Consider the following 12030-nt stretch of genomic DNA (forward strand, 5'->3'; position numbering starts at 1 on the left):
ACCCCCCCCCCCGCCCCCCGGGGGGGGGGGGGGGGTCCCCCGGGCCCGCCCGCCCCCCCGCGCCCCGCGCGCCCCCCCGCACCGCGGTCCGCGTGCCCGCAGCACGACCGCCTATCTCCGCTACGCGGCGGGCAAGCTGGCCGGCGCGGCCGTCTCGCTGTTCGCCGTGCTCGTCACCAGCTTCTTCCTGTTCCGCCTGATCCCCGGCGACCCCGTCAAGCAGATGACCGGCGGACGGCAGGTGTCCAACGAACAGATCGCGGCGATGCGCAAGGAGTTCGGACTGGACCTGCCGCTCTGGCAGCAGTTCACCGCATACTGCGGCAAGGTCCTGACCGGCGACTTCGGTACGTCGTACCAGTTCCGCGCACCCGTGATGGACAAGATCACCGAGGCACTGCCCGCGACGCTGCTGCTCACCGGCACTGCGTTCGTGATCTACACCGCGATCGGCATCTGGCTGGGCGCCAGGTCGGCCTGGCGCAGCGGCTCGGCGGGCGACCGCTTCCACACGGCCTTCGCCCTGACGCTGTACTCGGTGCCCTCGTTCTGGCTCGGCCTGCTGCTGATCGTCACCCTGTCGGTGGGCATCGGGCCCGTCCCGGGCATGTTCCCGACCGGGGGCATGGAGTCCGGGAGCGGGAGCGGTCTCGACCACGTCCTCGACGTGGCCCACCACCTCGTGCTGCCGGTCGTCACCCTCGTCGCCGTGGAGTACGCGCGCACCCTGCTGGTGATGCGCTCCTCGCTGCTGGACGAGATGGGCGGCGACTACCTGACGACGGCCCGCGCGAAGGGGCTCCGGGACGACCTGGTGCGCCGCCGGCACGCCGTCCCCAACGCGATGCTGCCGACGGTGACCCTGCTCTTCGTGAACCTGGGGAACACGGTGGCGGGCGCGATCCTCGTGGAGACGGTGTTCTCCTGGCCGGGTCTGGGCGGTCTGTTCTACCAGGCGCTGAGCGTGCCGGACCTGCCTCTGGTGCAGGCGCTGTTCTTCATCTTCGCCGCCGCGGTGATCCTGATGAACACGCTCGCCGATGTGATCTATCCGCTCCTCGATCCCCGGGTGGGCCGATGACGACCACGACCGACGCCACACGGACGGCCGGCCCGCGCGCGCTGGCCTGGACCCGCCGCCGCCGGGCGGCGGCCCGCTTCTGGCAGCAGTACCGGAGCCACCGCGCGGGCCTGGCCGGGCTTGCGGTCCTCGCGGTGATCGCCCTGACCGCGCTGGCGGCCCCGCTGCTGGTCGGCGCCGACTCGCAAAGCGTCACCGCCGCGCCGGGCGGTCCGCTGGAGTCGCCGAGCTCCGCGTTCCCGCTCGGCACCGACCAGTTCGGCCGCAGCCTGCTCGCCCTGCTGGTGTGGGGGACGCGCGTCTCGCTGACGGTCGGGCTGCTGGCCGCGTTCCTCTCGGTGGCCATCGGGACCCTGGTGGGGATCACGGCCGGGCACTTCAAGGGCTGGTACGGCAACGTCGTCATGCGGATCACGGACTGGTTCCTGGTGATGCCGACCCTGGTGCTCGCCATCGCGCTGGCCACCGTGCTCTCGCGTTCGCTCTGGACGACGATCCTCGCCATCGGGGTGACCACCTGGCCGACGACCGCCCGGCTCGTACGGGCGCAGACGCTGTCCGTGGAGTCCCGTCCGTACATCGAACGCTCCAGGGCGCTCGGCGGCGGGCACGGCCACATCATGTCCCGTCATGTGCTGCCCAATGTGATGCCGCTGGTGCTCGCGCAGACCACGCTGGTGATCTCCACCGCCATCCTCACCGAGGCGACCCTCGCCTTCCTCGGGCTGGGCGATCCCACGATCGTCTCCTGGGGCGGGCTGCTCCAGGACGCCCGGGAGGCCGGAGCGGTCAGCTCGGGCAACTGGTGGTACCTCGCTCCGCCCGGACTCGCCATCGCGGCCGTCGCCCTCGCGTTCACGCTGTGCGGCCGTACCGTCGAGTCCGTGCTCAACCCCAAGCTGGGGGTGTCCCGATGACCGTCGTGAAGACCGAGAGCGTCACCGAGCCGGAGACCGGGCAGCCGTTGCTCGAGGTCCGGAACCTGCACGTCACCTACGGCTCGGGGGCGTCCGCCGTCCCCGCGGTGCGGGGTGTCGACCTGCGGGTGGAGGCGGGCCGGAAGCTGGGCATCGCCGGGGAGTCCGGCTGCGGGAAGTCGACGCTGGCGCTCGCCCTGCTGCGCCTGCTGCCCGCGTCGGCGACCCTGACCGGCGAGATCCTGCTGGACGGTGAGGACGTCCTCACCATGAAGTGGGGGCGGCTGCGGGCCGTGCGCTGGGCGGGGGCGTCGATCGTCTTCCAGGGCGCGATGCACTCGCTGAACGCCGTGCACCGTGTCGGGGACCAGATCGCAGAACCGATCCTGCTGCACGGGAGGGCCACCGCGGCCGCCGCGCGCAGGCGCGCCGGTGAGCTGCTGGAGCAGGTGGGGCTTCCGGCCGCGCGCGCGGACGCCTATCCGCACGAGCTGTCCGGTGGCCAGCGCCAGCGCGTGATGATCGCGATGGCCCTGGCCTGCGATCCGCGGCTGATCATCGCCGACGAGCCCACCACCGCACTCGACGTGATGATCCAGGCACAGATCCTGCGGCTGATCGAACAGCTCGTCAGCGACCAGGACCTCGGTCTGATCATGATCAGCCACGACCTGGCGGTGCTCTCCGACACCTGCGACCGGCTGTCGGTGATGTACGCGGGGCGGGTGGTCGAGGAGGGCCCCGCCAAGCAGGTCTACGAGAGCGCCAGGCACCCCTACGGCAGTGCCCTGTCCGGCGCCTTCCCGCGCATCGGGGATCCGGCCTCGCGGCACGCGCCGCGCGGCCTGCCCGGTGACCCGCCGGACCCCTCCGCACTGCCGTCCGGCTGTACGTTCCATCCGCGCTGCCCGGCGGCGCTGGACACCTGCGCCACCGAGGACCAGGAGCTGCGGCCGGCCGGTCCGGGCCGGCGTGCCGCCTGTGTGCTGGTGGAGCCGGAGGCCACGGTGGCGTCCGGTCCGCTCGACGGCACCGAGGAAGCGAGGAGCACCTCATGACGACCACTCCCCCGGCACCCCTCCTGAGCGCGCAGGCGCTCCGGGTCGCGTTCCCCGGCCGGCGGGGCGCCGCGACGGCGCGGGCCGTCGACGGGGTCGACCTCGACATCCGTCCCGGTGAGATCGTCGCCCTGGTCGGGGAGTCGGGCTGCGGCAAGACGACGCTGGCCCGGTCCCTGCTGGGCCTGGTCCCGCCCACGGCGGGCCGGGTCACCTTCGGCGGCGAGCCGCTCGACTACGGGGGCCGGGCGCTGAAGGCGTACCGCAAGCGGGTGCAGCTGGTGCTCCAGGACCCCAGTGGTTCCCTCAACCCCCGCCACACGGTGTACGACGCGGTGGCGGAGGGCCTGCGCATCCACGGCTACGCGGGCGACGAGGCGGCGGCCGTGTCCGGGGCGCTGGCGCGCGCCGGGCTGCGTCCTCCGGAGCGCTTCCTCCTCCGGTATCCGCACGAGCTGTCCGGCGGCCAGCGCCAGCGCGTGGTGATCGCGGGCGCCCTGGTGCTGGAGCCGGAACTCATCGTCGCGGACGAACCCGTGGCGTCGCTGGACGCCTCCGTCCGCGGGGAGATCCTGGCGCTGCTGCTGAGGCTGCGGGACGAGCTGGGCCTGTCGGCCCTGGTGGTGACGCACGATCTGGGGCTGGCCTGGAACATCGCGGACCGGGTGGCGGTGATGTACCTGGGCCGGATCGTGGAGACGGGTGACGTCGAGCAGATCCTGACGGCTCCCCGGCATCCGTACACCCAGGCCCTGCTGTCCGTGCTGCCGGAGGCGGACGGCGAGCCGGTGATCCTGACGGGCGAACCGCCGGACCCCTCGAAGGTGCCGGCCGGCTGCCGCTTCCACGCCCGCTGCCAGGTGCTCGCCTCGGGCGAGGCGGAGCGGGCGGGCGTCGCGGACGCGTGCCGCACGAAGGACCTGCCGGTGCTGGAGGGCGGTGGCCGTGACCAGGTCGCCTGCCACTGGGTCGCGGCGGCGGAGGTTCCCGCCTGAGGGGTGTCCGGCGATCCCCGGTGGATCGGCGCGCGGCGTCGGATGCGGTGCATCGCAAGGCGGAGGGGCGTCCGCACACCGGATGTGTTCCGGCGTTCCGGCAACACGGCGAGGTGCCGTGGCTGTCGTCGTGCGCCCGCCGGGGACGACGGGACAGCTCTCAGGGGCTGTCCCGGTCCGCGGGGCCCGGCGCGGCGGGTGTGCGCCCGGGGCCCGTGGTGTGGTGGATGGCCCCGGACAGTTCGGCCAGGGGCCGGCCCGTGCCGCCCCAGCGGTGCTGGATGATCTCGGCGGCGATGGACACGGCCGTCTCCTCCGGGGTCCGGGCGCCGAGGTCGAGCCCGACGGGTGAGGCGAGGCGGGCCAGCCCCGCCTCGTCGGCCCCGGCCTCCCGCAGCCGGGCGAGCCGGTCGGCGTGGGTGCGGCGGCTGCCCATCACCCCGATGTACCCGGCGGGTGTGCGCAGCGCGGCGGCGAGCAGGGGCACGTCGAACTTCGGGTCGTGGGTCAGGACGCAGACGGCCGTGCGCGCGTCCACCGGGGTCGACTCCAGGTAGGTGTGCGGCCAGGCGCAGACCACCTCGTCGGCCGTGGGGAAGCGTTCGGGGGTAGCGAAGGCCGGGCGGGCGTCGCACACGGTCACCCGGTAGCCGAGGAAGGACCCGATGCGCGCGGTCGCCGCGGCGTGGTCGATGGCACCGAAGACGAGCATGCGGGGTGCGGGCGCGTAGGTCTGGACGAAGACGGTGACGTCCTGCATCCGGCGTTCTCCGTGCGCGCCGCAGCGGAGGATGCCGGTGGCTCCCTGGGCGAGCATCCCCCGGGCGTCGTCGGTGACGGCGGCGTCGAGCCCCTCGTCGCCGAGCGAGCCGTCGGTCCCGCCGTCCAGGACCGTCCGGCAGGCGCCCCGGCGCGCGGCTCCGGACACGACCGTGGCGAGCGCGACGGGTGTCCCGGCGGCGACGGTGCCGGCGAGCCGCCGCAGCATCTCCCGGTCCGCCGGTGTGACGCAGGGCCGCACCAGGACGTCGATGGTGCCGCCGCAGGTCAGCCCGGCGCCGAAGGCCTCGTCGTCGCTGATGCCGTACGTCCGCAGTTCCGCCAGGCCGGTGGTGAGCGTGCCGGCGGCGACCTCGTAGACGTCGCTCTCCACGCAGCCCCCGGAGACGCTGCCCGCCACCACGCCCGTGGAGGTCACCGCCATCACGGCGCCCGGTGCGCGCGGCGCGCTGCCCCGCACCGCGACGACGGTGGCCAGGGCGAAGGGCGTGCCGGCGGTCAGCCAGCCACGCAGTTCGGACAGCAGCTCACGCACGGACGGGCTCCTCCCGGCAGGACGGCTCCTGCCCCCGAGGATGCCCCGGGGCGGGCGCGCGCACCACAGGACGGAGCCGGGCCTCAGCCCCGTTCGTACGCCGCGACCAGCTCGCTGGACCGCTTCACGTCGGCGGCCATCGCCACCAGCAGGTCGTCGATCGACTCGAACTTCAGCATGCCGCGCACATAGGCCAGGAAGTCGACCGCCACGTGCAGCCCGTACAGGTCGAGGCCGACGCGGTCGATCGCGTACGCCTCGACGGTGCGCTCGGTGCCGTCGAACTGCGGGTTGGTGCCCACGGAGATCGCGGCGGGCATCGCCTCGCCGTCGGCCGTGAGCCAGCCGGCGTAGACGCCGTCGGCGGGGATCGCGGTGTGCGCCAGGGTCTCCACGTTCGCCGTGGGGAAGCCGAGCTCGCGTCCGCGCTGGGCGCCGCGCACCACGACGCCCTCGACGCGGTGCGGGCGGCCGAGGATCTCCGCGGCCCCCGCGACGTCGCCCTCGGCGATCAGGCGGCGGGTGAGCGTCGAGGAGAACGGCTCGCCGCCGCCTGCCTCACCGCTCACGTAGAGGTCGATGACCTCGGTGCCGTAGTCGTGGGTGGCGCCGAGCTCGGCGAGGAAGGCGACGTTGCCGGCCGCGCGGTGGCCGAACCGGAAGTTGGGGCCCTCGATGACCAGCTTCGCGTGCAGCTTGTCGACGAGCACCTTGACGATGAAGTCGGCGGGCGAGAGCTGGGAGAACGCGGCCGTGAACGGCAGGATGAGCACCGCGTCCACCCCCAGCGCGGCCATCAGCTCGGCGCGGCGGTGGTGCGGTGCCAGCAGCGGCGGATGGGTGCCGGGACGGACGACCTCGCTGGGGTGCGGGTCGAAGGTGACCACGACCGAGGGAACGCCGAGCTCGCGCGCCCGCTCCACGGCACGGCCGATGATCAGCTGGTGTCCGCGGTGCACCCCGTCGTAGGACCCGATGGTGACGACGCTGCGCCCCCAGTCCTCAGGGATGTCCTCCAAACCACGCCAGCAGTGCACTCTGACCGCTCCTCGCCCGAACCTGTGTACGTGTGTATGTCCATTACGCAGGTCTAAGACTGCCATGCTCACGTCCCGCAGCCTGCATCGGCATGGGGATCCCGGACCGCGGCCCGTCGGGCACCGCCGTGGTCCGCCGTGCGGCGGGACCGACGACGGCGGCCCACTCCTGCGGGGCGTCCGCCAGCCACCGGGCGACGAGGGCCGCGAATCCGGGATCCTCCCGGGTGAGCTCGGCGAACCGCCCCGCACCGTCGGCCGTCCGTACCAGGAGCGTCCCGGTGCGGTGCACCAGGGCCCGGGTGCGGGCCTCGGGACGGCCTCCGGCGCCCGCGGCGGCGGCCCGCAGCAGCGCGTCGAGGACCTCGGGGTCCCGGGCGGTGTCCTGTTCGAACTCCAGCAGCACCTCCAGCAGCTCGGCCCGCAGCGGCCGGGACGCGGTGCTGCCCGCGGCGGCGAGCACCCGGGCCAGCGCGGCGCGCACCGGCGGCGGCGCCGGACGGTCCCGCAGCAGCCCGGTCATCAGCGGCAGGATCAGAGCCCGGGCGGCCGGGCTGTGCTCCAGCCTGCGGTCCACATAGGCGGCGGCCTGCGCCGCGGCCTCCCGGCCGGGGCGGCTGTCGATGTAGCAGCGCACGAGGCCCGGGGCGTGCAGCGCCAGGGCGGGGGTGTCGAGGCCGGCCAGTTCCCCGAGCACGGTGTCGGCGGGCTCCCCCGGCAGCGAGAGACGGGCGCGCAGCGCGGCGAGCACCGGCTCGGGGTGCTCGGGGAACACCTCCGTGAGCAGGGCCACCGGCAGCCGGGGGTCGCCCGCGGCGAAGACCCGCAGGGCCTGCGGGAGGTAGCGGCCGCCCGTCCCGGGGTCCCGGACGAGCACGGTGAGCGCCTGGGCGTGCAGCACCGTGTCGTCGGGCCGGGCCAGCAGGGTGAGCGCGGTGCGGCGGAGCAGGGCCCGGTCGGAGGCCTGGAGGGTGCGGGCGGCCAGGAGCGGGAGGTGCACGGCCGCGGCGGCGCGCCGTACCGGCCGCTCGTCGTCGCGGGCCCAGCGGTCCAGCGCCCTGCACAGGGCGGCCGGCTCGTCCTCGGCGAGGGTGGTGAGCAGTTCGGCGGCGCGCGGGTGGGTGGTCTCGACGAGTGCCTCGGTGAGACCGTCGACGGCCAGGTCCCGCCGGGCGTACAGGAGTGCCTGCGCCGCGGCGGCCACGGTGAGCCGTACGGGCGCGCCCTCCTCGGCGGGCAGCGGGCTCTCGTCCGTGAACCAGCGGCACAGCAGCGGCTGGACGGCTGCGGGGTCGGCGGCGAGCCGCCGCGCCACCGCGTCCAGGAAGCGTTCGCCGCCGTCCGGGCGGGGAGCGCCGTCGGCGGGCAGGAGGCGCCGCAGCAGGTCGATCCGGTCCTCCTCGGGCAGCCGGACCCGGCGCCAGAACCACGGGCCGAACTCCGCGTAGGGGCCGAGGGGGGCGGGTCCGCCGCCCGACAGGGACCGCCGGGTGATCCGCCCGGCCAGCACCCGCAGCACCCCGAGGCAGGGCCGGGCGTCCGGGACCCTGAGGAGGCTCTCGCGGAGCAGCCGGGCCGCCCACCACACGGCGTCGGCGGGCCGCTCCCGCGGACCGGGGGCCAGCCGGTCCATCGCCTCGATCAGGTCAGCCATCCGGTGGGCCAGCGCCGCGTGCCCGTGGCGCCGCTCCAGCAGGAGCATCGCCTGGATCACCGGACCGATGCGGTGCCGCGGCACGGGGAGGTTGCGGGGCTCCGCCGGGTCCTCCGGGGCGGGGCCGGGCGTCTCGGACGCACCGTCCGCGTGCCAGCGGTGGACCAGCGCGTGCAGGGCCGCGTCCAGGTCGAGGTGCGCGCCCTGCACCCAGTCCCCCAGCTCCTCGTGGGCGAAGCGGTAGCCGGCCCCCGCCGGGACCAGCAACCCCTCGGTGAGGACCGCCGAGGCCCATCCGGTGCGCCAGGGGAAGATCTCCTCGAACGCCTCCCGGTCCAGCTCGCCCTGCCCCGGGCCAAGGCAGCGCCTGGCCGCCTCGTGGACCTGGCCGGACACCTTGGCCGCCAGCCGGCGGACCTCCGCGCCCCGCAGCCGGGGCTCCGCCTGCGCCCCGATGCGGACGGCGATCCGCACGCAGGTGAGGTCCAGGTGGGCGGCGAAGACCTCCTCGGTGCCGGGGTGCCCGGGGACGTCGGGCGGGAGCGCCGCGCGCACCTCGGCCAGCAGGCGCAGGGTGAGCGGGTGCCGGTCGTGGCCGGGCGCGATCGCGCCGGGCGGGATGGCGTACCGCTCCCGGGCCCGCTCGGCCTGTTCCGCGGTGAGGTCGCCGAGCCGGACGGCAGGCGGCAGGCCACGGGCCGGCCGCTCGGGGCGGTGCAGGGCGCCCGGCGGATACAGCGCGCCGGCGGTCTCCCAGTGCTCGGGGCGGCAGGCGACGAGCAGCCGCACCTCGTGGGCCGGGAGCCACGCGGCGCTCGCCCCGGCCCAGCCGGCGAGCCGGTGGGCCAGCAGCGGCTCCATCTCCTCCGGGCCGTCGACGACGACGAGGAGCGCCTTCCCGGTCGCCGCGGCGAGGCGCGCCACCCGCTCCGGGGTGGCCGTCGCCATGTCGCCCCGGGCCCCCGCTGCGGTGAGGATCCGTCCGGAGCGCTGGAGGGCTCTGCCCATCGCGTCGGCGACCGAGGTGTCGTCGGCGAGCAGGTCGGCCCCGCGCAGCCAGAGCGTCAGGGCGGGCACCGGGCCGCGGGCCCGGCGCGCGGCCAGCGCCGCGAGCTCCGTGGTGCGGCCGGTCCCCGGGGCGCCGACCAGGCCGAGCACCGGACCGGTCCCGGTCTCGAACGCGGTGAACTCCGCGCTGATGTCGGGGCGTTCGACGGTCTCCGTGCCGCAGGGCCGGCCGTCCGCATGGCCGAGGGAGGTGGCGGTCAGCTGCAGCGCCCCGGCGAGGTTGAGGTCGCGGCCGTAGCCCGGGACGCCGTTCGCGTTGCGCCCGAGCACCTCGGCGAGCGGGCCGGGAGCATCCTGGAGGTTCAGGGGCACCGCGAGCCCCGCGGTCTCGTGCTCCGCCTCCAGCGCGGTGGAGAGCACGCCCAGGACGGCGCCGGTGCGCGGATCCGTCACGGGCCCGCCGACGGCCGCCCCGCCGGACCGCAGCGCGTCGCGCCCGTCCGTCCCGAGGGCGAGCTCCAGCGCGCCGGCCAGGGGGTGCGCGCGGCCGCCCTCCGTGTACGTCGCCGGGGTCGTCCCGAGCACGCGCGCCTCGCGCCAGCCGTGGGCGGCGATCCGCACATAGGTGCCGGTGCCGATCTCCTCGCGCAGGGCGACCGGGAGCGGCTCCACGCCCAGGGTCCCGGGGCCGCCGGTGCGCAGCAGGGCGAGCCCCAGGGCGGGCAGTGCGGTGATGTCGTCGGGGCCGACCGGGCAGCTGCGGCCGTCGGCGCCGTGCAGGGTGAGGGAGGCGGAGCGCGCGACGGCCTGGTGGCTGGTGACGACCGTGCCGCGGTCGTCCGCGACGAATCCGGTGCCCCGCGGCCGGCCGGCCTGATCGCAGATACGCACAAGTGTCGACCGGTCCCCGCTGCCCATGGTCCGACGTTAGACGGCAGGTGATCCGCGGCGGAAACCCGAAGGCGCGAAGCGCCCCCCGCACCACCCGCTCTCACTCCGCGCGCCCGCCCGTTGGGGTGAATCCTCGGGCTCGGGTGGACAGGGATGGTCACGGGGGCGTGAAGCCGGCACCCGTCCGGGGGAGGTGCCGGCTCCACGACAGGCCGCTGCCCGGGCGCGGCTCCTCGACGGACCGCTGCCCGGGCAGGCCGGTCAGGCGAAGACGGCGAGGCTCTTGGCCTTGCCCTTCTGCTCCTCGACGAGGACCAGGAACGCCCCGTCGGGGCCGAAGACCGCGACCGGCCCCGGCGGACCGGACGGCATGTCCAGCCGTACGCCGTTGAGCAGCAGCTTCGCCCGCTTCTCGTCCACGTCCCACCGCGGGAAGGCCGCGGCGGCGGCCTCGGCCACCGGCATCACGGTCAGTTCCTGCTGGTGCTGGTCGAGGGTGCGCGCGGCGTCCAGGCCGTAGGGTCCGACGCGGGTCCGCCGCAGTGCGGTGAGGTGCCCGCCGACGCCGAGTCCGGCGCCGAGGTCGCGGGCCAGGGCGCGGATGTAGGTGCCCGAGGAGCAGACGACGGAGACGACCAGGTCGGTGACCGGGGTGCCGTCCTCGGCGACCGCCTCGCGGACGTCGTGGACCCGGAAGGACGAGACGGTCACCGAACGGGCCGGGATCTCGAAGTCCTCGCCGCCGCGCACCCGGGCGTAGGAGCGCTTGCCGTCGATCTTGATGGCACTGACCTTGGACGGCACCTGCATGATCGCGCCGCTCAGTGCGGCCACCCCGGCGTCGATGCCCTCACGGGTCACCCCGGAGGCGTCGGTGGACGAGGTGATCTCGCCCTCGGCGTCGTCGGTGACGGTGTCCTGGCCGAGCCGGATCGTCCCGAGGTACTCCTTCTCGGTCAGCGCGAGGTGGCCGAGCAGCTTGGTGGCCCGCTCGACGCCGAGCACGAGGACGCCGGTGGCCATCGGGTCCAGCGTGCCGGCGTGGCCGACCCGCCGGGTGCGGGCGATGCCGCGCATCTTGGCCACGACGTCGTGCGAGGTGAAACCGGACGGCTTGTCGACGATGACGAGGCCGTCCGGCGTCCTGTCCTGCTTGTTCTGCGTCATGCGGAAGGCGCGTCCCCGTCGTTCTCGTCGGACGCGTCCTCGGGCTTGCGGTACGGGTCCGCGCCGCCGGCGTAGGTGGCGCCCGAGGACGCCTCGCGGACCTTGGCGTCCGAGGCGCGTGCCCGGTCGAGCAGGTCCTCGATCGCCCTGGCGTTGTCCGGCAGGGCGTCCGCCACGAAGGCCAGGGTCGGGGTGAACTTGGTCCCCGCCGCGGCACCGACCGCCGAGCGCAGGATGCCCTTGGCGCTCTCCAGTCCGGCGGCCGCGCTGGCCCGCTCCTCGTCGTCGCCGTAGACCGTGTAGAAGACCGTGGCCTCCCGCAGGTCGCCGGTGACCCGGGTGTCCGTGATGGTCACGTGCGTGCCCAGCCGCGGGTCCTTGATGCCGCGCTGCAGTTTCTCGGCGACCACCACCTGGATGAGGTCCGCCAGCTTCTTCGCCCGCGCGTTGTCGGCCACTGGTCCGTCTCCTTCTCGTGCCGTGCTCAATCGTCTTCGTCGCTGTGCAGCCGCCGTCGTACGGACAGCAGCTCCACCTCCGGCCGGCCCGCGATCATGCGTTCGCACCGGTCGAGTACGTCTGTGAGGTGTCCGGTGTCCCCGGAGACCGCGGCAAGACCGATCTCGGCCCTGCGGTAGAGGTCCTGGTCGCCCGTCTCCGCGACGCTCACCGCGAACCTGCGGTGGAGTTCGGCGACGATCGGGCGGACGACGGAACGCTTCTCCTTCAGCGACCGTACGTCGCCGAGGAGCAGGTCGAAGGACAGAGTCCCCACGTACATGTGTGTCCGGATGTCCCGCCGGTTCGGGTTCGCGCCCCGCCATCGCTTGGCGGGGACACCCGAACCGTACACGGAACGGCCGGGGCCGATCGACGGAAATACGACCCGTCGACCGGCCCCGACCTC

Annotated in this window: 9 protein-coding genes and 1 pseudogene; 4 read left to right on the forward strand and 6 right to left on the reverse strand. The window is 74.9% G+C overall.

The features are described 5' to 3' along the window. Positions 1-88: 88 nt before the first annotated feature. The 4 genes and pseudogenes from ABZ172_RS15740 to ABZ172_RS15755 all read left to right on the forward strand — a co-directional run. A pseudogene (locus ABZ172_RS15740) lies at positions 89-1081 on the forward strand (ABC transporter permease); the annotation flags it as partial. Then, positions 1078-1998, forward strand: coding sequence for an ABC transporter permease (locus ABZ172_RS15745; protein ID WP_356884243.1), 921 nt, complete (start codon positions 1078-1080; stop codon positions 1996-1998). The pseudogene ABZ172_RS15740 and the gene ABZ172_RS15745, both read left to right, overlap by 4 nt. After that, positions 1995-3056, forward strand: a complete 1062-nt coding sequence (locus ABZ172_RS15750; protein ID WP_356884245.1) for an ABC transporter ATP-binding protein — start codon at positions 1995-1997, stop codon at positions 3054-3056. The genes ABZ172_RS15745 and ABZ172_RS15750 overlap by 4 nt, the downstream gene beginning before the upstream one ends. Then, entirely contained in the window at positions 3053-4051 is a 999-nt protein-coding gene (locus ABZ172_RS15755) for an ABC transporter ATP-binding protein (RefSeq protein WP_356884247.1), read from the forward strand. Before ABZ172_RS15750 ends, ABZ172_RS15755 begins: the two co-directional genes overlap by 4 nt. A gap of 160 nt (positions 4052-4211) precedes the next feature. Here ABZ172_RS15755 and ABZ172_RS15760 read toward each other — a convergent pair whose 3' ends face one another. The 6 genes from ABZ172_RS15760 to ABZ172_RS15785 form a co-directional block, all read right to left on the reverse strand. After that, on the reverse strand, positions 4212-5366 hold the full coding sequence (locus ABZ172_RS15760) for an XdhC/CoxI family protein (RefSeq protein ID WP_356884249.1): 1155 nt from the start codon (positions 5364-5366) through the stop codon (positions 4212-4214). An 83-nt stretch (positions 5367-5449) separates the two neighbouring features. Continuing rightward, positions 5450-6403, reverse strand: a complete 954-nt coding sequence (locus tag ABZ172_RS15765; protein ID WP_356884251.1) for a bifunctional riboflavin kinase/FAD synthetase — start codon at positions 6401-6403, stop codon at positions 5450-5452. 43 nt (positions 6404-6446) lie between these two features. Beyond that, positions 6447-9983 (reverse strand): trypsin-like peptidase domain-containing protein, encoded by a 3537-nt coding sequence (locus ABZ172_RS15770; protein ID WP_356884253.1) that lies wholly within the window; start codon positions 9981-9983, stop codon positions 6447-6449. A gap of 234 nt (positions 9984-10217) precedes the next feature. After that, positions 10218-11123 carry a tRNA pseudouridine(55) synthase TruB gene (truB, locus tag ABZ172_RS15775; RefSeq protein WP_356884255.1) on the reverse strand — a complete coding sequence of 302 codons (906 nt, stop codon included), beginning with the start codon at positions 11121-11123 and terminating at the stop codon, positions 10218-10220. After that, positions 11120-11581: a 30S ribosome-binding factor RbfA gene (gene rbfA / locus ABZ172_RS15780; protein ID WP_356884257.1), complete on the reverse strand. Its 462-nt coding sequence runs from the start codon at positions 11579-11581 to the stop codon at positions 11120-11122. Before rbfA ends, truB begins: the two co-directional genes overlap by 4 nt. 26 nt (positions 11582-11607) lie before the next feature. Then, a complete protein-coding gene (locus ABZ172_RS15785) occupies positions 11608-11904 on the reverse strand; it encodes a DUF503 domain-containing protein (RefSeq protein WP_356884259.1) in 297 nt (98 codons plus the stop codon). Positions 11905-12030 lie beyond the last annotated feature (126 nt).

It is taken from the genome of Streptomyces sp. NPDC006296 (assembly GCF_040613235.1).
Classification (GTDB): Bacteria; Actinomycetota; Actinomycetes; order Streptomycetales; family Streptomycetaceae; genus Streptomyces.